The following is a 22810-nucleotide window of genomic DNA, read 5'->3' as shown; positions in this document are numbered from 1 at the left end:
CGTGGGGGCCTGCTCCTGAGCGCCGCCGGGCCGTCCCAAGGCGCGAGCGCCCCCTCGGCGGGCAGCGCACCACGCGAAGCAGGGAGCGTGGGGGCCTTGAAGTGTGCACTCGTCATGGCCGGCGGCACCGGCGGCCACATCTTCCCCGGCCTGGCCGTGGCCGAGGCCCTGCGCGCGCGCGGCTGGCGCGTGCACTGGCTCGGCGCGCCCGGCAGCATGGAGCAGCAACTGGTGCCGCCGCGCGGCTTCCCGTTCGAGCCGGTGCGCCTGGGCGGCGTGCGCGGCAAGGGCGTGCTGACGCTGGCTCTGCTGCCGCTGCGCCTGCTGCGCGCCTTCGGCGAGAGCATCGGCGTGATCCGGCGCGTGCGCCCCGACGTCGTGCTCGGCCTGGGCGGCTACATCAGCTTCCCCGGCGGCATGATGGGCGTGGCGCTGGGCCGGCCCCTGATCCTGCACGAGCAGAACTCCATCGCCGGCCTGGTCAACAAGGTGCTCGCCGGCGTCGCCGACCGCGTCTTCACCGCCTTCCCCGACGTGCTGCGCAAGGGCCGCTGGATCGGCAACCCGCTGCGCGCCGAGTTCACCACCCAGCCCGCACCGGCCGCGCGCTTTGCCGGTCGCGGCGGGCCGCTGCGCCTGCTGGTGGTGGGCGGCAGCCTGGGCGCGCAGGCGCTGAACGACGTGGTGCCACGCGCGCTGGCCCTGCTGCCGGCGGGCGCGCGCCCGATCGTCACGCACCAGAGCGGCGCCCGCCAGATCGACGCCCTGCGCGCCAACTACGCCGCCGCCGGCGTCGAGGCCACGCTGCTGCCCTTCATCGACGACATGGCCAGCGCCTGCGCCGAGGCCGACCTGGTGCTGTGCCGCGCCGGCGCCACCACCGTGAGCGAACTCGCCGCCATCGGCGCCGCCGCGCTGTTCGTGCCGTTCCCGCACGCGGTGGACGATCACCAGACCACGAACGCGCGCTTCCTGGTGGACCAGGGCGCTGGCTGGCTGCTGCCGCAGGCCGAGCTCACGCCCGAGCGCCTGGCCGGCCTGCTGCAGGACCTGGACCGGGACGCCCTGCTGCAGCGCGCCGAGCGCGCCCACGCGCTGCGCAAGCTCAGCGCCACCGACGAACTGGTGGCGGCCTGCGAGGAGCTGGCGGCATGAAGCACGCCATTCGTCGCATCCACTTTGTCGGCATCGGCGGCTCCGGCATGAACGGCATCGCCGAGGTGCTGCACAACCTGGGCTACATCGTCTCGGGCTCGGACCAGGCCGACAGCGCCGCGCTGCGCCGCCTGGCGGGGCTGGGCATCGCCACCCACGTCGGCCACGCCGCCGAACACGTCGCCGGCGTCGACGCCGTCGTCACCTCGACCGCCGTGCGCCCCGACAACCCCGAGGTCGTCGCCGCACGCGCGCGCCGCATTCCGGTGGTGCCGCGCGCCATCATGCTCGCCGAGCTGATGCGCCTCAAGCAGGGCATCGCGATCGCCGGCACGCACGGCAAGACCACCACCACCAGCCTGGTTGCCAGCGTGCTGGCCGAGGCCGGGCTGGACCCGACCTTCGTCATCGGCGGACGCCTGAACAGCGCCGGCAGCAGCGCGCGCCTGGGCGCAGGCGACTACATCGTGGTCGAGGCCGACGAGTCGGACGCTTCCTTCCTCAACCTGTCGCCCGTGCTCGCGGTGGTCACCAACATCGACGCCGACCACATGGAGACCTACGGGCACGACTTCGCGCGGCTCGAGCAGGCGTTCGTCGACTTCCTCGCGCGCCTGCCGTTCTACGGCACCGCCGTGCTGTGCCTGGAGAGCCCGGCAGTGCGCGAGATCATTCCGCAGGTGACATGCCCGGTCACCACCTACGGCTTCGGCGAGGGCGCCCAGGTGCGCGCGGTCGACGTGCGCGCCGACGGCGGCGTCATGCATTTCACCGTGCAGCGGCGCAACGGCGTGCAGCTGCCCGACCTGCCGGTCACGCTCAACCTGGCGGGTGCGCACAACGTGCTGAACGCGCTGGCGGCGATCGCGCTGGCGGTCGAGCTGAACGTGCCGGACGCGGCGGTGCAGAAGGCGCTGGCCGAGTTCAAGGGAGTCGGCCGGCGCTTCCAGCGCCACGGCGACTGGCCGGCGCCGGCGGGCGGCACCTTCACCCTGATCGACGACTACGGCCACCACCCGGCCGAAATGGCGGCGACGCTGGCGGCGGCACGCGGCGCCTATCCGGGTCGGCGCCTGGTGCTGGCGTTCCAGCCGCACCGCTACACGCGCACGCGCGACTGTTTCGACGATTTCGTGCAGGTGGTGGGCAGCGCCGACCTGGTGCTGCTGACCGAGGTCTACGCCGCCGGCGAGGAGCCCATCGTCGCCGCCGACGGCCGTGCGCTGGCGCGCGCGCTGCGCGTGGCCGGCCGGGTCGAGCCGGTGTTCGTCGCCGACGTCGCCGAGCTGCCGCGCGAGCTGCTGGCGCGCGTGCGGGACGGTGACGTCGTGCTGTGCATGGGCGCGGGCTCGATCGGCGCCGTGCCGGCGCGCGTGGTCGAGCTGCTGCGCGAACCGCAGGAGAGCGCGTCATGACGACGGCGGTGCAGGACTTCGGCAAGGTCGCCGTGCTGATGGGCGGGCGCTCGGCCGAGCGCGAGATCTCGCTCATGTCCGGCCGCGGCGTGCTCGAGGCCCTGCGCTCCGTCGGGGTCGACGCGCACGCCTTCGACCCGGCCGAGCAGCCGCTGGACGACCTGAAGCGCCAGGGTTTCGCGCGCTGCTTCATCGCCCTGCACGGGCGCTTCGGCGAGGACGGCACGGTGCAGGGCGCGCTCGAGCTGCTCGGCATCCCCTACACCGGGGCCGGCGTGATGACCTCCAGCATCGCCATCGACAAGGTCATGACCAAGCGCGTCTGGCTGGCCGAGGGGCTGCCCACGCCCGGCTTCGTCGCGCTGCGCCGCGGCGAATTCGACGCCGCCCGCGTCGCCGCCATTCCGCGCGAGCTCGGCCTGCCGCTGATCGTCAAGCCGGTGCGCGAGGGCTCGTCGCTCGGCCTGACCAAGGTGACCGACGCCGCCGCCATGGCCGGCGCCGTCGCCGCCGCCGCCGCGCTCGACGCCGACATCCTGTGCGAGCAGTTCATCGCCGGCGACGAAGTCACCTGCGCCGTGCTGGGCAGCGGCCTGCAGGCGCGCGCGCTGCCGGTGATCCACATCGTCGCGCCGGACGGCCAGTACGACTACCAGAACAAGTACTTCACCGACGTCACCGAGTACCGCGTGCCCTGCGACCTGCCCGCGGGCGAGGAGGCCGCCATCCAGGCGCTGGTCCTGAAGGCCTACCGCGTGCTCGGGTGCCGCGGCTGGGGCCGCATCGACGTCATGATCGACGGCGCCACGCGCCAGCCCTGGCTGCTCGAGATCAACACCTCGCCCGGCATGACCGGGCATTCGCTGGTGCCGATGGCGGCCCGGGCCGTCGGCCTCGACTACCCGGCGCTGTGCGTCGAGCTGCTGGCCAGCGCCGCGCTCGACCAGCCAGCGCCTGCGGGGGGCCCGGCATGAACGCGTCGATGCCCCTGCCGGTCGACGTGCGGCTGATGAACTTCACCGCCTCGCTGCTGCTGTCGGCGCTGCTGCTCGGCGGCCTGGCGGCCCTGCTCTGGTGGGGGCTGCGCAACCCGATGTTCGCCATCGGCCAGATCACCGTCAGCGGCGACACCACGCACCACAGCGCGGCCAGCCTGCGCGCGGTGGTGGCGCCGCGCCTGAGGGGCAACTTCTTCACGCTCGACCTGGCGGAGGTGCGTGCCGCCTTCGAGGCCGCGCCCTGGGTGCGCAAGGCCGTCGTGCGGCGCGAGTTTCCGAACCGGCTCGCGGTCGAACTGCAGGAGCACGTGCCCGCGGCGCGTTGGGGCGAGAGCGACGGCGAGCTGGTGGACGAGCGCGGCGTGGTGTTCGAGGGCGGCGGCGCCGACAGCGAGGTGGCGCGCCTGCCGCTGCTCACCGGGCCCGACGGCCAGGCGGGCGCGCTGCTGGCGATGTACCGCACGCTGGTGCCTGCCCTGCAGCCGCTGCAGCTGCCAGCGGTGGCGCTCGAACTCGAGCCGCGCGGCCACTGGCGGCTCGAGCTGGCGGGTGGCGCCCAGGTCGAACTGGGGCAGGGCGAGCCGGCGGAACTGGCGCAGCGGCTGGCGCACTTCGCCGCCACCGCCGGCGAGGTGGCCGCGCGCTACCAGCGCGACGCCCAGGCGATCGAGTCGGTCGACCTGCGCCACGCGGGAGGCTACGCGCTGCGCCTGCGCGGCGTCGTCACGGGCAGGACCGCGCCGGCCGCGGCGCGCTGAGGATGGAACACGAGGGCAACAACAGGCCATGGCAAAAGAGTACAAGGATCTGATCGTCGGGCTGGACATCGGCACCGCCAAGATCATGGTGGTGGTGGGCGAAGTGCTGCCCGGCGGCGACCTCAAGCTCGCCGGCCTGGGCGTGGCGCCCAGCAACGGCCTCAAGCGCGGCGTGGTGGTCAACATCGACGCCACCGTGGCCAGCATCCAGCAGGCGCTCAAGGAAGCCGAGCTGATGGCCGACTGCAAGATCGGCCGCGTCTACACCGGCATCACCGGCAGCCACATCCGCGGCATCAACTCCAGCGGCATGGTGGCGGTGAAGGACAAGGAAGTCACCCACGCCGACGTGCAGCGCGTGGTCGAGACCGCCAAGGCCATCAACATCTCCAGCGACCAGCGCCTGCTGCTGGTCGAGCCGCAGGAATTCATCATCGACGGCCAGGACGTGCGCGAGCCGGTCGGCATGAGCGGCATGCGGCTGGAGGCCAAGGTGCACATCGTCACCGGCGCCCAGAGCGCGGCCGAGAACATCGTCAAGTGCGTGCGCCGCTGCGGCCTCGAGGTGGACCAGCTGCTGCTCAATCCGCTGGCCTCCAGCCTGGCCGTGCTGACCGACGACGAGCGCGAACTGGGCGTGGCCTGCGTCGACATCGGCGCCGGCACGACCGACGTCGCCATCTTCACCGGCGGCGCGATCCGCCACACGGCCGTGATCCCGATCGCCGGCGACCTGGTCACCAGCGACATCGCCATGGCGCTGCGCACGCCGACCTCGGACGCCGAGGACATCAAGGTCGCGCACGGCTGCGCCAAGCAACTGCTGGCCGATGCCGACACCCAGGTCGAGGTGCCCGGGCTCGGCGACCGCACGCCGCGCCTGCTGTCCAAGCAGGCGCTGGCCGGCGTCATCGAGCCGCGCGTCGAGGAGATCTTCTCCCTCGTGCAGCAGGTGATCCGCGACTCGGGCTACGAGGAGCTGCTGTCCTCGGGCGTCGTGCTCACCGGCGGCAGCGCCGTCATGGCCGGCATGGTCGAGCTGGGCGAAGACATCTTCCTCAAGCCCGTGCGCCGCGGCGTGCCGCAGTACGGGCGCGCCCTCGCCGACATGGTGGCACAGCCGCGCGCCGCCACCGTCATGGGGCTGATGGAGGAGGCGCGCCTGGCGCGCCAGCGCGGCCTCAAGGTCGCGCAGGGCAGCAGTGGCGTCAAGTCCGCCTTCGGGCGCCTGCGCGACTTCATCGTGGGGAATTTCTGAGCATGGACCCGCGCACCCGCTTCAGCGTCGGGCAAGCCCTGCCGCCGCCGGCGTGCGGGCGCAGCCCGCCGATCCGATGTTGGCGCGGCGGGCGTTCGGGCAGCAGGACAGGTTTTTCATTTTTCAAGGCAGGCAGGCAGCAAAGGAGCACACCATGAGCATCGAGATGATCGAGACCGAAACCTTCAACTCCGGCACGCAGATCAAGGTGATCGGCGTCGGCGGCGGCGGCGGCAACGCCGTCGACCACATGATCGAGCGCAACGTCCAGGGCGTGGAGTTCATCTGCGCCAACACCGACGCGCAGGCGCTCTCGCGCGTGCTCGCCGAGTCCTCGATCCAGCTCGGCACCACCGGCCTGGGCGCCGGCAGCAAGCCCGACAAGGGGCGCGAGGCGGCCGAGGCCGCCGCCGACGACATCCGCCAGGCGATCCGCGGCGCCCACATGCTGTTCATCACCGCCGGCATGGGCGGCGGCACCGGCACCGGTGCCGCCCCGGTGATCGCGCGCATCGCCAAGGACATGGGCATCCTCACCGTCGGCGTGGTCACCAAGCCGTTCGACTGGGAGGGCGGCCGGCGCATGACCAACGCCGAGACCGGCCTGGCCGAGCTCGAGGCCAACGTCGACTCGCTGATCGTCGTGCTCAACGAGAAGCTGCTCGAGGTGCTGGGCGACGACATCACGCAGGAAGAGGCCTTCGGCCACGCCAACGACGTGCTCAAGAACGCCGTCGGCGGCATCGCCGAGATCATCAACGACTACGGCCACATCAACGTCGACTTCGAGGACGTGCGCACCGTCATGAGCGAGCCCGGCAAGGCCATGATGGGCACGGCCAGCGCCAGCGGCCCGGACCGCGCCCGCATCGCCGCCGAGCAGGCCGTCGCCTGCCCGCTGCTGGAAGGCATCGACCTCTCGGGCGCGCGCGGCGTGCTGGTGCTGATCACCGCCGCCAAGGGCAGCTTCAAGCTGAGCGAATCGCGCGAGGCCATGAACACCATCCGCGCCTATGCCTCGCCCGAGGCCCACGTGGTCTATGGCGCCGCCTACGACGACACGCTGGGCGAGGAGCTGCGCGTCACCGTGGTGGCCACCGGCCTGTCGCGCCAGGGCGTGCGGCGCCAGCCCATCACCGTGGTGCAGGGCGGCCTGCGCACCGGCACCTACGACGAGGCCTATCCGCTGCCCGGCCAGCAGCAGACCGCCGGGCTGCCGCCCGCGGGCCTGCAGCGCTCGGACTACGGCAACCTCAACGTGCCCAGCGTCTGGCGCACCAACCGCACCCAGGCCGCGGCCAAGGTCGACGCGCTGTCCTCCGGCGGCATGGACGACTTCGAGATCCCGGCCTTCCTGCGCAAGCAGGCGGACTGATGACGCGACCCCCTGAGTCGCCTGCGGCGCCTTCCCCCCTGAAAGGGGGACGCACCCTGTGCCCAGGGGAGCCCTGGTCACGGATGCCCCGCATGGCTTGCTCCGCGGCCCTTGGGTCGCGGGTGCTGCCGGGTTGAGTGTCCGCCTGCTTCCGCCGCCTCGACGGCGGCCCGGGCAGCCACTCACGCGCAGCCGATTGCCCTGCCTGCTGCGCAGCCTCCGGGATGCACGGCACCTGGCCCATGGCTCCGGGCCGGGTGCTGGCTGCCTGCCCTTTGAGATCGAACCGCCTCGGGTTTCCGGCGTGCAATGCAGGCCCCGATGCGCGGTCTTGTGACAGGGCCGTCGCGAAGTCGGCGCATGGCCTTGTCTTGTTTCGAGGTTTCGAAGATAACTTGTTGCCAGGGCGTGAATAAATGATCATCTCCTGCAGCAGGCCAGAACCTCGCCAAACCACTAAAATGCCTTCATGCTTGCCCAGCGCACCCTGAAGGCCCTGTCGCGCGCGGTTGGCGTCGGCCTGCACAGCGGCGAGCGCGTCGAGCTCACGCTGCGACCCGCGCCCCCCGACACCGGCATCGTGTTTCGCCGCATCGACCTGCCGCAGCCGGTCGAGGTGCCGGTGAGCGCGCACGCGGTGACCGACACGCGCCTGGCGTCCACGCTGTCCAGGGGCGATGTCAAGGTGCGCACCGTCGAGCACCTGCTGTCGGCCTGCGCGGGCCTCGGGCTGGACAATCTCTACATCGACATCACGGCCGAAGAGGTGCCGATCCTCGACGGCTCGGCCTCGTCCTTCGTCTACCTGCTGCAGAGCGCCGGCATCGAACTGCAGAAGGCGCCGCGCCGTTTCCTGCGCGTGCTGCAGCCGGTCGAGGTGCGCGAGGGCGAGGGCGACGACCTGAAGTGGGCCCGGCTCGAGCCGCACCACGGCTTCAAGCTCAGCTTCGAGATCGACTTCCACCATCCGGCGGTCGACTCCACCGGCCAGCGCGTCGAGTTCGACATGGGCTCGGGCCGCTACAGCCGCGACATCGCGCGTGCCCGCACCTTTGCCTTCAGCAAGGACGTCGAGACCCTGCGCGCCAGCGGCCTGGCCCTGGGCGGCGGCCTGGACAACGCCATCGTGATGGACGATACGCGCGTGCTCAACGAGGGCGGCCTGCGCTATGCGGCCGAATTCGCGCGCCACAAGCTGCTCGACGCCATCGGCGACCTGTACTGCGTCGGCCATCCCCTGCTGGCCGCCTACAGCGCCTTCCGCTCCGGCCACGCCCTGAACAACAAGCTGCTGCGCGCCCTGCTGGCGCGCCAGGACGCCTGGGAAATCGTCACCTTCGAGAGCGAACGCCAGGCCCCGGCCGGCTTCGCGCAGCTCGCGCCAGCCTGGTGACGCCGCGCCACCATGGTGTTGTTTCGCGGCCTGATCCTGCTGTCCCTGCTGGCCGCCGGCGTCAGCTTCGCCTTCTACGCCGGCACCGGCAACCCGCGCTACCGGCGCCTGGGCTGGCTGATCCTCAAGTGGACCCTGCTCGCGGCGTTTGGCTTCTTTGCGGTGTTGATTGCCGAGCGGGTGTTCTGATCCCGCGCAGCCCAGGGTAGCGCGGGCTTGCAGCCCGGATCGACTTCCTCCCGCAAGGGCACCACGGAGCACGCGGCTGCAGCGTGGTGACGTGTCTGCCCTGTCTCGCACTGGCCTGGCCTCGCATGGGACGCATCGTGGAAGGCCGGTTTCTGGGTCTGGCGGGCGGACTGTTGCTCAAAAGCCACCGAATGGGGGGATCTGCGTTCGGCTCGATGCGCACCGTGGTTGGGCGCATCGGTGTGGGGCGTACGCCCATCGTTGCTGACGTCCTCCATCCTGCGCGAGGCCCCGATTCCATGCGTTCGATCGCATGCTCCTCCCCAATTCATGGGATGCGGTCACCGACGCCCTGCTCGAAGATTACAAATGTCACTTATTGTAATTTTCAGGGGGAACTGCATCGTGTTTTCATCCGCTTCGGGCCGGCTGGTCCTGTCATCGATGATTCTGGCGCTCGCGGCTTGTGGCGGCGGTGGAGGGGGAGGCAGCCTGGGTGACGACCCGGGCGCGCCGGCTGGGGCCAAGCTCAGCATCACCGCCGCCACGGGCGCGGCCTTCGTCGACGCCACCATCACGGTGACCGACAGCACCGGTCGGCGGGTCGGCAGCGGCGGTCCTGTGGGCGAAGACGGCGTGCTCCCGATCACGCTCGACACCGGTGCCCAGGCGCCACTGATCATCACCGCACGCCGCACCGCCGCTGGCGGCGAGGAGACCGTGCTGGTGAGCGTGGCGCGCAGCGTGCCGGCCGAGGGCACGGCGGATGTCAACGTGACGCCCGTGACCACGCTGATCGCGGCCCTGCTCAGCCCCTCGGGTGACCCGCAGCAACTGGCGCCGGCGGATCTGACGCCGGAGCAGATCGATGAAAAGGTGGCGGCCGTCCAGGCCGTGCTGCAACCCCTGCTCGCTGCTACCGGGCAGGAGGTTGCTGATGATCCGCTGAGCACGCCGTTCGAGGTCAACGGCACCGGCTACGACCGCATGCTGGATTCCCTGGTGGTGCAGATCACGCCGGCCAGCGCGGACCGTTCCAACATCGTGGTCGGCGTCAAGCTGCCGGACAGCGCCGAGCCCAACGAGGTGCAGTTTGCCAGCAACGAAGCCGACCTCCCCGTGCTGGATCCCGTCGACCCGCAGACCCTGCCCGCCTTGGGCACGATCCAGAAGATCAACGCCCTGCTGCAGCGCGTGCAGGACTGCTTCGCGCTGCCTGTCGCGCAACGCGTCAACACGACGGTTACTGACGGCCTCGCACAGGGCACTGCCGCGAATGTGGTGGCGCCGCAGTGCAAGGCGATGTTTGCCGGCAACGACCCGGGCAGCTTCAGGCACAACGGCACCGTGGTCGGGCGCGACAGCAAGGGCCGCGGTGCCTGGAACAGCCTGTTCCGTGAGGGCGCGACAGACCTGAAGCTGTCCGAGGGCAGCTACGAATACACCACGGGGGCGGGCTACATCGTCGCCGGCTACAAGTGGACTGACCGCCTGGGCAACGAGGACTACGATGCCTTGGTCCTGCACGAGGACGACGATGGCGCGCTGCGCATCATCGGCAACCAGTACCAGTATTCCGGCGGCGTCACGGCCTTCCACACGCTGCGCCAGTTCATCAACAAGCCCGAGTTCAGCTACCTGGCCACGGGCTATCGCGTGGACGTCGCGAACCAACTGGACGAGCATGGCCAGTCGATCTTCGACCGCGTCGAGGTGATTCGTCCGAACGGCCTGCCCTGGCCGAACCTCGTTCCCACCGCGACGTCGGACCAACTGGTCATGAATACCGCGTCGGGCACAGCCGCCTTGCGCGTCGGCTATGAATTCCTGGATCCTGCGGCAGCACCTGGACCCAATGACTGGGAGACTTTCCAGACCTTCGATCCGAGGCAGCTGTTCGCCAAACCGCGCTGGAACGACGCCGACATTGCCGGGCTGAAGACCACCGGCAAGTTCACCTTCCGCTACTTCCTGAAGGGCAACGCCACCGACGAGCCCGACGCCGTCCAGTACTACCGCGTGCGCAGCCGCCCGCTGACCATCGCCGAGCTGCGCCAGCGCGCGTTTTCAAGACTGGCGGACAGCGTGGTCAACGCTCTGGTGGCGGCCGGACAAGGCAACTACGGCTTCGTCGAGGCGCCCGCCAACGTGCCGTATGCCTTCGGTCCATGGGAGGTGCCGAGCGGCGCGCTGCCGGCGACCTCGGCCACCATTTACGGCCGCCTTGCCAATACCGGCCCGAACGGCAGCGACCGAATCACGGTACGCTCCAACATGCGCTCCGCGACGATTCCATGCATCCCTGCGAGCGCCCAAGATGGCCACTGCGTGCCCGGAACCCAGAACTTCGCCAGCGATTACTGGCTCAATGGGCTCCAGCTCTTTGCCAAGGACAGCACGGGGCGCGAATACACCAACCTCTACGCGCTGGTGATTCCTCAACTGCCCCAACCCTAAAATGGCAGGCGCGCGGCGGCGTGTGCTTGACCCCGCCCGCGTCGCTTGTTCGACGCACGCGGCCGGGTGGCTGGCGCACGGCCGCCCAACCATCCGAGGAGACAGGCATGGCGGCTTGGCGGGTCCTGATCGTCGAGGATGACGCGCCCATGCGCGCCTTCTTCGCCGACAGCGTGCGCGCGCACGGTGAGCTGGAGCTGGCCGGCAACGTGGGCACTCGCGCCGAAGCCTGTGCCTGGATCGACGCTTGCCGCGGGCCGCTTGACGTGCTGCTGGTCGACCTGGGCTTGCCCGACGGCAGCGGTCTGGACGTGATCCGCCACGCGCGCGGCGTGCACCCCGAGTGCGAGCCGCTGGTGATCTCGATGTTCGGTGACGAGGACAGCGTGCTCGCCAGCATCGAGGCCGGCGCGCTGGGCTACATCCACAAGGACAGCACGCCCGAGAGCATTGCCGCCACCATCGTCGAGATGAAGGACGGTGCCTCGCCCATCTCGCCCATGATCGCGCGCCGGGTGCTGGCCAAGTACCTTGACCTGCGGCGCCGCCCGTCCGCTGCCGGCGTGCCGGCACCGCTGCCGGCCAGCGAGCAGGTGCTGCTGTCGCAGCGCGAGCGCGAGGTGCTCGAGCGCATCGCGCGCGGCTTTTCCTATGCCGAGGTGGCGCGCCTGCTGGGGTTGAGCGTGCACACGGTGCAATCGCACATGAAGAGCCTGTATGCCAAGCTGGCCGTGCACTCGCGCAGCGAGGCCGTGTTCGAGGCCAGCCGCATGGGCCTGCTGCCGCCGCTGGGGCGCGGCCCATGATCCGCTGGCGCCTGCCCGTGGTCGGCGCACCCATGGTGGTGCGAGCGCGCGCTGGGTGGCGCTGGCTGCTGCTGGGGCTGCTGCTGCTCGGCGGCGTGGCGCGTGCCGATCTGCTCGAGCTGCGCCAGGCCATGATCACGGTGCAGACCGCCGCTGCCGAACAGACGCAGGCCGTGCGCCTGCCCTACCATTGGGATCGCGGGCAGGCGGGCGAGGCTGGTGAGGCGCGCCTTGTGCTGCACTTTGCCCTCGCGGCGCCGCCGCAGTCGCCCTACGGCATCCTGCTGCGCAGCATCGGCAATGCCTACGAGATCTGGCTCAACGGCACGCTGCTCGCGCGTGCGGGCGAACTGCGCGATTTTGGCGGCGCCAACTACGCCGGCGCGCCGCAGTACGTGAACGTGCCGGGGGGACTGCTGGGCGAGCGCAACGAACTGCGCATCCTCCTGCGCGCCGATGCGGGCCGCCGCGCCGGGCTGACGCCGCCGCTCGTCGGCCCCGACACCGAGTTGCTGCCGATCTACCAGCGGCTGGAGCGCTGGCACGTGCTGAGCGCGCTGCTGTTGGCCATGCTGAGCTTGATCGTTGGGCTGCTGGCGCTGGCCCTGTGGCAGACCCAGGTGGTACCCGATGCCCGGGGCCGGCCACGGCGCCAGCCGCTCTATCTCTATGCCGGCATTGGCGAACTGGCGTGGGCGCTGCGCGTGGGCGACAAGATGATCATCAGCCCGCCGCTCGATTGGCCCGCCTGGAACGCCGTGCAGGTGCTGGCGTTCGCGCTCTGGCTGAGCTTCATGATGCTGTTCTGCATCGTCGCCGTCGGCTGGGGCGACTGGCGTCGCCTGCCGGCGCTGCGGCTGGCGCTGGCGCTGTACTGTGCCAGCGGCGCCGTGTGCGGCTGGCTGGCCGTGACCGCGGGCTGGCCACTGTTGCTGACGCTTTGGTATGCGCTGGCGATTCTGCTGTTCGTGCCGTTTGCCGTGGTGTTCGTTGCCGCCGCCTGGCGGCGCGGCGCCAGCGCGTGGCATCGATGGCTGGCGGCGGCGCTGCTGCTCAACGTCGTCGTAGGCTTGCGCGACTGGTACGCGTTTCGGCTGGGTGACAGCTTCGGTGAGCAGACCTGGCAGCGCTACTCGGGCGTGCTGTTTGGCCTGCTGCTGGGCTACATCGTGCTGACGCGCTTTCGCGCCGCCAGCGCGCAGGCGCGCGAGCTGAGCGTGCACCTGGCCGAGCGTGTCGCGCAGAAGGAGGCCGAACTGGCCGAGAGCTACGCGCGCATGGGGCAGCTCGCGCGCGAGCAGGCCCGCGCCAGCGAGCGCACGCGCATCCTGCGCGACATGCACGACGGCGTGGGCGCGCACATCAGCGCCGCGATCCGCCAGCTCCAGTCCGGCCAGGCCAGCCGGGGCGAACTGCTGTCCACCTTGCGCGAGTCGCTGGACCAGCTCAAGCTGTCGATCGACGCCCTGCACCTGGATCCGGGCGACGTCACCACGCTGCTGGCCAACCTGCGCTACCGGCTCGAGCCGCGCCTGCAGGCCGCCGGCATCGCGCTCGAATGGGACGTGGCGCTGCTCCAGCCGCTGGCCCGGCTCGACGACGGTGCCATGCGGCAGTTGCAATACATGGTGCTGGAACTGCTGTCCAACGTGCTGCAGCACGCGCACGCCAGCCGCCTGCGCATCGAGGCACGTCCCGAGGGGGTGGGCGCGCGACTGCGCGTGATCGACAACGGCCGCGGCTTCGACACCACGCAGCCCGGGCGCAACGGCCTGCGCTCGCTGCGCGAACGCGCCCAGGCCATCGGGGCGCGCCTGCACATCCACAGCCAGCCGGGCGCCACGCGGGTCGAAATCGAGCTCTGATCACGCCGCGCTCCCGCCCGTCGGGGGCGCGGCGGCGCCTCGCGGGCGATGACGGAATCAGCGCCCGCGCCGGAACATGCTGGCCGTGGTGCGCATGGCGCCGGCCGCGTGCAGGCGCTGCACCAGCGTGCCGGCGTGCGCGTGCGTGATCGCCAGGCCGAGCGCGTCGGCCGCGTCCGGCCCGGGCGCGCGCGGCAGCGCCAGCAGGCGCTGCACCATCGCCTGCACCTGTGCCTTGGCGGCCTTGCCGTGGCCGGCCACGGCCTGCTTCATCTGCAGCGCCGTGTATTCGGCCACCGGCAGTTCGCGCGCCACCAGCGCCGTCACGCAGGCGCCGCGCGCCTGGCCCAGCAGCAGCGTGGCCTGCGGATTGACGTTGACGAACACGATCTCCACCGCCGCCACCTCGGGCTGGTAGCGCTCCGTCACCTCGCGGATGCCCTCGAACAGCAGCTTCAGCCGCGCCGGCAGGTCGCCCTGCGCCGCGCTGCGGGTCTCGATCACGCCGCTGGCGACGTAGGCCAGGCGCGCGCCGTCGGCGTCCAGCACGCCGAAGCCGGTGCGGCGCAGGCCGGGGTCGATGCCGAGGATCCTCATGGCAGCTCGGCGCGGCGCATGCGCGACAGGATGGTGGCGGCGCGCCGGTTCAGGTAGGCCGAGCGCGGCTGCTGCTCGAAGTGGCGCGGGCGCGGCAGCATCACCGCCAGGCGCGCCGCCTCCCAGGCCGTGAGCTGGTCCGCGCCCTTGGCGAAGTAGTGCCGCGCCGCCGCCTCGGCGCCGAACACGCCGCTGCCCCACTCGACGTGGTTGAGGTAGATCTCCAGGATGCGGCGCTTCGTCAGCAGCGCCTCCAGCGCGTAGGCGAGCACCAGCTCCTGGCCCTTGCGCAGCAGGGTGCGCTCGCCCGACAGCAGCAGGTTCTTCGCCAGCTGCTGCGTGATGGTCGAGCCGCCGCGGATGCGGATCGGCGGCGTCGGGCGATTCTGCGCCGCGCGCCGCGCCGCCTCTTCCTCGGCGCGCGCGTTGCGCTCCCAGGCGCGCTCGATCGCGTCCCAGTCGACGCCGTCGTGGTTGGCGAAGTTGTCGTCCTCGGAGGCGATCACGGCGCGCTTCAGGTGGTCCGAGATCCGGTCGTAGTCGCGCCACTGCTGGCGCCAGTGCAGCGCCCCGGTGCGCGCCAGGCGCCAGGCCTCGGAGCGCTCGAAGGTGGTCGACTGCGGGTCCACCCAGGCCATCAGCGCGATGCGGCCCACGAAGAAGGCCTGCAGCAGCAGCGCCGCCGTCAGGGCGAGCAGCAGCCAGCGCGCCAGCAGCCGCATCAGCGGCTCCCGGCCGCGCTCAGCTCGTCGGCCTGCAGCGTGGTCTCCAGCGTCTGCTCCCGCGTGAAGCGAAAGCGCGCTGTGACGTCGAACTGGTCCGTGTCCTTGCGCATGGCCGGCGTAAAGGGCCCGAACGGCGCCGCCTTCTGCGCGATCGCCTCGGCCAGGCGGTCCAGCATGCGGTTGCCCGAGCCGCGCACCACGCGCGCGTCCAGGATGTGCCCGTCGTGGTTGATCAGCAGCGCCATCAGCAGTTCGCCGTACAGCTTGCGCCCCGCCACGTGCGGAAAGTTGGCCGTGCCCACGGTCTCGATCTGGCGCCGCATGTCGTCGTAGTACTGCGCGTAGGTCACGCCCAGCGTCGCCGGGCTCAGGTAGCGCTTGCGCGGGCGCGAGTTCTCTTCCTGCACGCGCCGCTCGATCACCGCGAGCAGCTTCTGCAGCTGTGCGCGCCGCTCCTCCTGGGCCTGCGCCGCCGGGTCATCGCTCACGCGCCGCGGGTCCGGCCGCGGCATCGCGGCAAGCTGTTCGCGCACCTGGGCCAGCAACTGCTCCTGCTGCTCCAGCATGCGGTCGATCTGGCGCTGCTGCTCGGTCACCTCGGCGTCGCCCACCTGCGCCACCGGGCTCGGCGGCAGCGGCGTGCTGGCGATGCGCGCGTCGTCCGCCTCGCCGCCGCCCGCCAGGCTGTGCTGCGCCAGGGCCTGCGCCTTCACCGGCGGCTCGTCCGAGCGGGCGTTCACCAGCACCACGTCCAGCGTGTTGTCCCGGAACACGCGCTGGAAGCCCTCCGGGTTGACGAAGCGCAGCGTCAGCAGCGTCGCATGCACCAGCACCGACAGCGCCAGCGCCCACTGCAGTGTGCTCAGCGATGGCAGCCGGCGCGGCATCATGGGGCTGTCGGATCGGGCGCCGGCGCCTCGGCCTCGTCCAGCTCGACCGCGATGGCGAGCGGCCCGGCCGTCACGTCCTCGTCTTCGCCCGAGCCATTGGCCTCGCCGTTGTCCAGCGCCGTGGCGCCGGGCGCGGCCAGCACTTCGGTGATGCTGCCGTGCACGTCGAGCGCGATCGGGTCGATGTTGCCCAGCCGCACCCGCACCTGGGCGCCGCGCGCCAGCGCCTGCGCGCCCATCACGCTGAACACCAGCGGCAGCGTGTCGGCGCGCACCAGCCAGGCGCCGCCCGGCAGTTCGCGCAGCAGGGTCGCGGTCAGCTCGGTCGTGCCGTGCTGCTGCAGGTGGCGCAGCGTCCAGAAGCGCTCCATGCTGGCCTGGTGCGCGCCATACGCCGCATAGGCGGCGTCGAAGGCGCTGACGATGGCCAGCAGTTGCGCATCCTTGGGCTTGAACGGCGCCGCCAGCGCCGCCGCCTTGCCGTGGCGCGCGCAGGCGATGAGCTGCCACTGGTTCACCAGGTCCACGTAGCGGCGCAGCGGCGAGGTGCTCCAGGCATAGCTGCTCACCCCGATGCCGGCGTGCGGCAGCGCGCGCGTGCCCATGCGCACGCGGATACCGGGCGCCAGGCTCGCCTGGCTGCGGTAGATGCCCGGCACGCCCAGGCTCTTGAGCCAGTCGCCCCAGGTGCTGTTCGCCAGGATCATCAGCTCCGACACCACCAGGTCCAGCGGCGCGCCGCGCTGGCGCTGGCTGATCACCACGGTTTCGTCGCCACTCGGCGCCTCGCCGTGCTGGCCGACCAGGCGAAAGCTGTAGTCGGGGCGGCCGGCCGGCTCGGGCTTGCCGCGCACCTGCTCGCGCCGCGCCTTCAGGTGCTGCGCCAGGTTGTAGAGGAAGGCCAGCTCCGCGCGCCCGATCGCCAGGCCGGCGTCGTCCGCTCCGGCGTCCGCCTGCTCCAGCCAGGCGTTGGTGATCAGGCCATCGAGCTGGTCGTGCCGCAGGTTCGCCGCGATCGGCACGCGCTCCAGCCGCGTCTCGCTGCCCTCGATCGCCAGGCTGGCCTCGTCCAGCGTCAGGTACAGCGACAGCGCCGGCACCGCCTGCCCGGCCGTCAGGGTCCAGGCCTGCACCACCGCGTCGGGCAGCATGGTGATCTTGTGCCCCGGCATGTAGACCGTCGACAGGCGCGCGCGCCCGACCTCGTCCAGCGCGTCGCCCGGCGCGATCGCCAGGCCCGGCGCCGCGATGTGGATGCCCAGCACCACGCGGCCGCTGCCCAGGCCACGCAGCGACAGCGCATCATCGATCTCGGTGGTCTGTGCGTCGTCGATCGAAACCGCCTGCACCGGTGCCAGCGGCAGCTCCTCATGCAGCTGCGGCACCTCCAGCGGCGGAAAGCCCGTGCCACGCGGGAAGTTCTCGAACAGGAAGCGCTGCCAGTGGAACTGGTAGGGCGAGCTGATGGCGCCCGCGCGCGTCAGCAGCGCCAGCGGCGCCATCTGCGTGGCGCGCGCGGCTTCCACCACGGCCTTGTACTCGGGCGCGTTCTTGTCCGGCTTGAACAGGATGCGGTAGAGCTGCTCGCCGATCGGCGCCGGGCACTCGCCGCGCGCCAGCGCGTCGGCCCAGGCGCTCACCTGGGCGGCGATCTGCTTCTTCTTCTCGATCGCCGCCAGCGCCTGCGCCACGATGTCGGCCGGCGCCTTGCGGTAGCGCCCCTTGCCGGCGCGGCGGAAGTAGTGCGGCGCCTCGTGCAGCGCCAGCAGCGCCGCCGCCTGCTGCACCGGGCCGGGCGCGTCGCCGAAGTAGTCGGTCGCCAGGTCGGCGAAGCCGAATTCGGTCTCGGGCGCGAACTCCCAGGCCAGCGCCGGGTCCACCTCGGCGGCCTGCGCCTGGGCCTGCGCCAGCAGTTCGGTCGGCCCCGGCTGCTCGAAGCGCAGCAGCTGGTTGGCGGCCTTGACCTTGACGCGCTTGCCCGAGTCCAGCTCGACCTGGGCGGAGGCGTCGGTTTCGGACAGGATGCGACCGGCGAGGAACTTGCCGGCTTCGTCGAAAAGCAGATGCATAGAAGGGGGCAATTGTCCCATCAACCCGGGCCCGTGCCGGCCCGGCGGGTCCGGAGCGACGCGTTTTCCTGTTGCGTGGAAGGCCCGGCGGCAATCCGGCCACGCGGCTGCGCCGTTCGCGAGGACGCGGCGAAGAGACCAGCGGCGACGCGGGTGGGTGCCGGCGCCACGCATCACCCCGTCATTGCGAGGAGCCGCAGGCGACGCGGCAATCCAGTTCCACGGCGTGCCGCGTCACCACGGCCCGGAGCGGCGACAGGACTGCGCCGAAAGCCGGTCGCCCCGTGCCAGCCAGGCCCGGCCCCGGACCGCCACGCGTCCGGCGCTGCCCCGCTTTTCTACAGCCCGACGAACGCCAGCACCTCGTCCAGGTGCTCGGAAAAATCCGACAGCGCGTGGTTGCTGCCTTCCAGCAGCCGGATCCGCGCGCCGGCGTAGCGCTGCGCCATTTCACGCCAGTCCAGCACCTCGTCGCCCTTGGCGATCACCGCCAGGTAATGCGTCGGATCGGCCAGCGGGCCGGCGTGCAGCGCGCGCAGCTCGCTCACGTATTCGTGGCGGAACAGGAACTGCTCGGACGGCTCGTGCCAGGCGGTCTGCTGCCCCACCTGGACGGCCAGGTCGCGCGCCGGGTCCACCGCCGGGTTCAGCACCACCGCGCGGCAGCCCTGGCGCTCGGCCACCCAGGTCGCGTAGTAGCCGCCCAGCGACGAGCCGATCACCGCCATCTGCTCGTGCGGCCAGTCCGCGATGCCCTGGGCGATCAGCTCCGCCGCCTCGTGCGGCGAGGCCGGCAGCTGCGGGCACCACCAGTGCACCTCCGGGTGGCGCGCACGCACCCGCGCGGCCACCTGCTGCGCCTTGGTCGAGCGTGGCGAGGAGCGGAATCCGTGCAGGTAGAGCAGGTGGGTGGTCGGCATGGCGCGATGGTAGCGCCCGCGCACACGGGATAATTCCCGCCATGGCGATCGTGTTCGAGCGGCCCTCGTTGTGGCAGCGCATCTGGCCACTGCTGCGCGGCTTCGACCTGCTGCTGCTGCTGGCCGTGCTGCTGCTGGCCGGCGCCGGCCTGCTCGCCATGTATTCCTCCGGCTTCGACCACGGCACGCGCTTTGCCGACCACGGCCGCAACATGCTGCTGGCTGCCGGCATCCTGTTCGTCGTGGCCCAGGTGCCACCGCAGCGCCTGATGCGCCTGGCGGTGCCGCTCTATCTGGCCGGGGTCGCGCTGCTGGTGGCCGTGGCCCTGTTCGGCCTGAGCAAGAAGGGCGCCCAGCGCTGGCTCGACCTGCGCGTGCTCGTGGTGCAGCCCAGCGAGCTGCTGAAGATCGCCATGCCGCTGATGCTGGCCTGGTGGTTCCACCGGCGCGAGGGCCAGACGCGCGCCCTCGACTTCATCGTCGCCTTCGTGCTGCTCGCCGTGCCGGTCGCGCTGATCGTGCGCCAGCCCGACCTGGGCACCGCCATCCTGGTGCTGGCCGCCGGCCTGGCGGTGATCTTCTTTGCCGGCCTGCCCTGGAAGCTGGTGCTGCCGCCGATCGCCCTGGGCCTGGTCGCCGTCGGCCTGCTGCTGGCCTTCGAGACCGAACTGTGCGCCGACGGCGTCGACTGGCTGGTGCTGCACGAATACCAGCGCCAGCGCGTCTGCACCCTGCTCGACCCCACGCGCGACCCGCTGGGCAAGGGCTTCCACGTGCTGCAGGGCATGATCGCCATCGGTTCCGGCGGCCTGCATGGCAAGGGCTTCATGCAGGGCACGCAGACGCACCTGGAGTTCATCCCCGAGCGCACCACCGACTTCATCTTCGCCGCCTTTTCCGAGGAATTCGGCCTGGTCGGCAACCTGCTGCTGATCGCCGGCTTCATCCTGCTGATCTTCCGCGGCCTGATGATCGCCGCCGAGGGCCCGACCCTGTTCGCGCGCCTGCTGGCCGCCGGCCTGTCCACCATCTTCTTCACCTACGCATTCGTCAACATGGCCATGGTCAGCGGCATCCTGCCCGTGGTCGGCGTGCCGCTGCCCTTCATCAGCTACGGCGGCACCGCGCTCGTCACGCTCGGCCTGGCCCTGGGCATGCTGATGTCGGTGGCGCGCGCGCGGCGGCCCGCGCCGCGCTGATGGCGCGCGTGCCCGGGCGCGCGTCGGTGCCGGCGCGCACCCGTTCGACGGCCCCGCAAGCCGTCCGGCGTGGCGCCAACCCATCGTTTCGCGCGCGTCACGTGATGCAGTTCACGCTTGCGTTGCCAGCCGGGGCGCGCGGGCGCCGGCGACTGTCACAATGCTCGCGCGCCGCAGCATCGCGGCGGGCCCGCATCAAGGAGAAGGCATGGCTGGCAAGTTCGAACTGAAGAAGTCCAAGAACGGCAAGTTCCATTTCAACCTGCTCGCCGGCAACGGCCAGGTGATCCTCACCAGCGAGATGTATGAAGCCAAGGCCAGCGCCGTCGGTGGCATCGAGTCCGTCAGGAAGAACGGCGGCAACGCCGCGCGCTACCAGAAGCTGACCGCCAAGGACGGCTCGCCCTACTTCACGCTCAAGGCCACCAACGGCCAGGTCATCGGCCAGAGCCAGATGTATTCCGGCGAAGCCGCGCGCGACAACGGCATCCAGTCCTGCGTCAACAACGCCCCCGGCGCGACGCTGGACGACCAGACCTCGGCCTGAACGCGCGCACGCCGCATGACCGGGTCGCTGGCGCGACTCGATGACGTCGCGGCGTTTCGATGATGCGCCGCACGGCGCATGCCGGCTCCAGGTCATGGCGTCATGCCTGGCCGCGCATCCCCGTCACAACAGGCGCGCGATCAGGCTCGCCAGCAGGCTCAGCAGCACCGTGCTGGCCAGCGGGATCGACCACTCGCGCCCGAACAGGCGAAAGTGCAGATCCCCCGGCAGCCGGCCCAGCCCGAACTTGCGCAGCAGCGGCGCCAGGCCGTTGATCAGCACCAGCGCCAGGAAGACCACGATCAGCCAGCGGATCATCGTCGAGCCGCCTCGCCCTGGCGCCGGCCAGGCCGGCTGCGCGCATGATGCACCCCGGGCCCCTGCATCACAACCGGTGCGTGCGGTCGCCCGCGGCAAAGCCGCGCGCCGCCCAGCCCTCGCCCACGGCCAGCCCGATCACCTTGAACAGCTCGCCCATCTCGTGCTCGGCCACCAGCTTCAGCGCCGCCGCGCCCTGGGGAATGCTGGCCGTCTCCAGGCGTTCGGTCAGCCCGCAGTTCAGCAGGAAGCGTCCCTGCGAGGTGTAGCCCAGCACCGCCAGCCCGGCCTCCTGTGCCGCCAGCGCGATGCCCGTGAAGTTGACGTGCGCCGTGATGTCCTTCTCGCCTACGTCGGCCAGCGGGTCGTCGTCCATGCGGTGCGCGCGATGGCAGGCCAGGGTGCCCATGGCGCGCTGCGGGTGGTAGTACTCGGCCTCGGGAAAGCCGTAGTCGATGAAGAAGGCGGCGCCGCGGCCGCCGCGCTGCAGGCGCTCGGCCAGCGTGCGCACGAAGGCCTCGGCGCGCGGGTGCACCTCGGTCAGGTAGTCATGCGTGCCCGCGACCTCCAGCGGCGGCCGCAGCGCCGTCGGCCGGTCGGCCCAGCCCAGGCGTGGCGGCGCGCAGGTGTCCTGCACCACCACGCCGCGCTCGTGCCAGTTGCCGCCCACGCGCGCCAGCAGGCGCACCGGCATGGCGTCCAGCACCTCGTTGCCCAGCACCACGCCGCGCATCGCCTCGGGCAGGCGATCGGCCCATTGCACCACCGGCGCGTGCGCCGCCAGGCGCGCCTGCTGGCGCCCCCGCAGCGCCCCCGACACGTCGACGATGGTGTAGCGCCGCAGCGGCTGCCCGAGCTGCGCCAGCGCGCCCAGCAACTGCCCGGCCAGCGCGCCCGTGCCCGCGCCAAATTCCCACACCTCATCGGTGCCCGTGGCCTGCAGCGCCTCGGCCACCTGCAGCGCCAGCGTCTGGCCGAACAGCGGCGACAGCTCGGGCGCGGTGACGAAGTCGCTGCCGTCGCCCAGGCCGCGCCCGAGCTGCGACGCGTCGCGCGCGTAGTAGCCCAGCCCCGGCGCATACAGCGCCAGCTCCATGAAGCGGTCGAACGGCAGCCAGCCGCCGGCCGCCCGCACCGCCGCGGCGATGCGGTCGGCGAGCAGCGGCGCGGAGCCGGGGGAGGGTGGCGCGCTGGGCGCGGGTGATGCAGGCACCCGCCGATTGTCCGCCACGGCGCACCGGGCGCGCGAGGCCGCGGGCCATGGCGATCCAGCGGCACGCCAGGCCGCCCCGTCCGGCACACGCTATGCGCAGGGGCCTTGCCCGGCGCCGCCCGGGCCGGCCGCCGTTTTGCTCCACAATGCCGCACGTGTCCGCTGCTGCCTCCCGACCCGAGCCTGCCCGCACCGTGCTGGTGACCGGCGCCGCGCGCCGCCTGGGGCGCGAAATCAGCCTGGCCTTTGCCCGCGCCGGCTGGGACGTGGTGGCGCACTATCGCCATTCCGCCGACGCCGCGCACGCGCTGGCGGCCGAGATCGGGGCACTTGGGCGCCGCTGCACGCTGCTCGCGGCCGACCTGGCCCAGGCAGATGCCGCCGCCGACCTGCTCGGCCGGGCCCAGGCCGCGACCGGCGTGCTGCCGCACTGCATCGTCAACAACGCCTCGCTGTTCGAGCCCGACGCCGCGGCCGATGCCAGCGCCGCGGGCCTGGCGCGGCACCTCGCCACCAACACCGTCACCCCGCTGCTGCTGGCCAATGCGCTGGCGGCCGCTGTTGCCGCGGCCGGCGACGCCGGCGCCTCCGGCCGCCACAGCGTGGTGCACGTGCTCGACCAGAAGGTGCACAACCTCAACCCCGACTACTTCTCCTACACCG

At 71.7% G+C, this 22810-nt stretch carries 21 protein-coding genes; 14 read left to right on the top strand and 7 right to left on the bottom strand.

What is annotated here, in order from left to right; translation table 11 throughout:
- Nucleotides 1-114: 114 nt before the first annotated feature.
- The 11 genes from murG to PKA16_RS13315 all read left to right on the top strand — a co-directional run bounded on the left by murG (nucleotide 115) and on the right by PKA16_RS13315 (nucleotide 13669).
- A complete protein-coding gene (murG, locus tag PKA16_RS13365) occupies nucleotides 115-1155 on the top strand; it encodes an undecaprenyldiphospho-muramoylpentapeptide beta-N-acetylglucosaminyltransferase (protein WP_324403875.1) in 1041 nt (346 codons plus the stop codon).
- Entirely contained in the window at nucleotides 1152-2570 is a 1419-nt protein-coding gene (gene murC, locus PKA16_RS13360; protein WP_324403871.1) for a UDP-N-acetylmuramate--L-alanine ligase, read from the top strand. The genes murG and murC overlap by 4 nt, the downstream gene beginning before the upstream one ends.
- Nucleotides 2567-3544, top strand: a complete 978-nt coding sequence (locus PKA16_RS13355; protein ID WP_324403869.1) for a D-alanine--D-alanine ligase — start codon at nucleotides 2567-2569, stop codon at nucleotides 3542-3544. The genes murC and PKA16_RS13355 overlap by 4 nt, the downstream gene beginning before the upstream one ends.
- 8 nt (nucleotides 3545-3552) lie before the next feature.
- A complete protein-coding gene (locus tag PKA16_RS13350) occupies nucleotides 3553-4326 on the top strand; it encodes a cell division protein FtsQ/DivIB (RefSeq protein WP_324403867.1) in 774 nt (257 codons plus the stop codon).
- 28 nt (nucleotides 4327-4354) lie between these two features.
- Nucleotides 4355-5584: a cell division protein FtsA gene (gene ftsA / locus PKA16_RS13345; protein ID WP_324403865.1), complete on the top strand. Its 1230-nt coding sequence runs from the start codon at nucleotides 4355-4357 to the stop codon at nucleotides 5582-5584.
- Nucleotides 5585-5738: 154 nt separating this feature from the next.
- The gene (gene ftsZ, locus PKA16_RS13340; protein ID WP_324403864.1) at nucleotides 5739-6959 is read left to right on the top strand and encodes a cell division protein FtsZ; all 1221 of its coding nucleotides are present in this window, start codon (nucleotides 5739-5741) and stop codon (nucleotides 6957-6959) included.
- Nucleotides 6960-7428: 469 nt separating this feature from the next.
- Nucleotides 7429-8352, top strand: coding sequence for a UDP-3-O-acyl-N-acetylglucosamine deacetylase (lpxC, locus tag PKA16_RS13335; RefSeq protein ID WP_324403862.1), 924 nt, complete (start codon nucleotides 7429-7431; stop codon nucleotides 8350-8352).
- A 12-nt stretch (nucleotides 8353-8364) separates the two neighbouring features.
- Nucleotides 8365-8541 carry a hypothetical protein gene (locus PKA16_RS13330; RefSeq protein ID WP_324403860.1) on the top strand — a complete coding sequence of 59 codons (177 nt, stop codon included), beginning with the start codon at nucleotides 8365-8367 and terminating at the stop codon, nucleotides 8539-8541.
- Between the two features lie 405 nt (nucleotides 8542-8946).
- Nucleotides 8947-10998, top strand: a complete 2052-nt coding sequence (locus tag PKA16_RS13325; protein WP_324403858.1) for a hypothetical protein — start codon at nucleotides 8947-8949, stop codon at nucleotides 10996-10998.
- 107 nt (nucleotides 10999-11105) lie between these two features.
- Nucleotides 11106-11804, top strand: a complete 699-nt coding sequence (locus PKA16_RS13320) for a response regulator transcription factor (protein ID WP_324403856.1) — start codon at nucleotides 11106-11108, stop codon at nucleotides 11802-11804.
- Nucleotides 11801-13669, top strand: coding sequence for a sensor histidine kinase (locus PKA16_RS13315; RefSeq protein WP_324403854.1), 1869 nt, complete (start codon nucleotides 11801-11803; stop codon nucleotides 13667-13669). The genes PKA16_RS13320 and PKA16_RS13315 overlap by 4 nt, the downstream gene beginning before the upstream one ends.
- Nucleotides 13670-13726: 57 nt before the next feature.
- Here the strand turns inward: PKA16_RS13315 and ruvC are convergent, their stop codons facing one another.
- The 5 genes from ruvC to PKA16_RS13290 form a co-directional block, all read right to left on the bottom strand.
- Nucleotides 13727-14266, bottom strand: a complete 540-nt coding sequence (gene ruvC, locus PKA16_RS13310) for a crossover junction endodeoxyribonuclease RuvC (RefSeq protein ID WP_324403852.1) — start codon at nucleotides 14264-14266, stop codon at nucleotides 13727-13729.
- Nucleotides 14263-14988 carry a monofunctional biosynthetic peptidoglycan transglycosylase gene (mtgA, locus tag PKA16_RS13305; protein WP_324403850.1) on the bottom strand — a complete coding sequence of 242 codons (726 nt, stop codon included), beginning with the start codon at nucleotides 14986-14988 and terminating at the stop codon, nucleotides 14263-14265. Before mtgA ends, ruvC begins: the two co-directional genes overlap by 4 nt.
- Nucleotides 14988-15881, bottom strand: a complete 894-nt coding sequence (locus PKA16_RS13300; RefSeq protein WP_324403848.1) for a TonB family protein — start codon at nucleotides 15879-15881, stop codon at nucleotides 14988-14990. The genes mtgA and PKA16_RS13300 overlap by 1 nt, the downstream gene beginning before the upstream one ends.
- Entirely contained in the window at nucleotides 15878-17950 is a 2073-nt protein-coding gene (locus tag PKA16_RS13295; protein WP_324403846.1) for a ribonuclease catalytic domain-containing protein, read from the bottom strand. Before PKA16_RS13295 ends, PKA16_RS13300 begins: the two co-directional genes overlap by 4 nt.
- A 338-nt stretch (nucleotides 17951-18288) precedes the next feature.
- Nucleotides 18289-18870: a YqiA/YcfP family alpha/beta fold hydrolase gene (locus PKA16_RS13290; RefSeq protein ID WP_324403844.1), complete on the bottom strand. Its 582-nt coding sequence runs from the start codon at nucleotides 18868-18870 to the stop codon at nucleotides 18289-18291.
- 41 nt (nucleotides 18871-18911) lie between these two features.
- Here PKA16_RS13290 and rodA point away from each other — a divergent pair, with 41 nt between their 5' ends.
- Both rodA and PKA16_RS13280 read left to right on the top strand, forming a co-directional pair.
- Nucleotides 18912-20069 (top strand): rod shape-determining protein RodA, encoded by a 1158-nt coding sequence (gene rodA / locus PKA16_RS13285; RefSeq protein ID WP_324403842.1) that lies wholly within the window; start codon nucleotides 18912-18914, stop codon nucleotides 20067-20069.
- Nucleotides 20070-20277: 208 nt separating this feature from the next.
- A complete protein-coding gene (locus PKA16_RS13280) occupies nucleotides 20278-20616 on the top strand; it encodes a YegP family protein (protein WP_324403840.1) in 339 nt (112 codons plus the stop codon).
- Between the two features lie 123 nt (nucleotides 20617-20739).
- Here the strand turns inward: PKA16_RS13280 and PKA16_RS13275 are convergent, their stop codons facing one another.
- Together PKA16_RS13275 and PKA16_RS13270 are read right to left on the bottom strand one after the other, a co-directional pair.
- Nucleotides 20740-20934 (bottom strand): DUF2905 domain-containing protein, encoded by a 195-nt coding sequence (locus tag PKA16_RS13275; protein ID WP_324403838.1) that lies wholly within the window; start codon nucleotides 20932-20934, stop codon nucleotides 20740-20742.
- Nucleotides 20935-21001: 67 nt separating this feature from the next.
- A complete protein-coding gene (locus PKA16_RS13270; protein ID WP_324403873.1) occupies nucleotides 21002-22030 on the bottom strand; it encodes an SAM-dependent methyltransferase in 1029 nt (342 codons plus the stop codon).
- A 272-nt stretch (nucleotides 22031-22302) separates the two neighbouring features.
- Here PKA16_RS13270 and PKA16_RS13265 point away from each other — a divergent pair.
- Nucleotides 22303-22810, top strand: a 508-nt coding sequence (locus tag PKA16_RS13265) for an SDR family NAD(P)-dependent oxidoreductase (protein ID WP_324403836.1), incomplete at its 3' end; no start/stop codon positions are given.

Origin of the sequence: Ottowia sp. (genome assembly GCF_035325765.1) — a bacterium.
GTDB lineage: Bacteria > Pseudomonadota > Gammaproteobacteria > Burkholderiales > Burkholderiaceae_C > Ottowia.
This window is presented reverse-complemented; position numbering and strand designations above follow the sequence as displayed.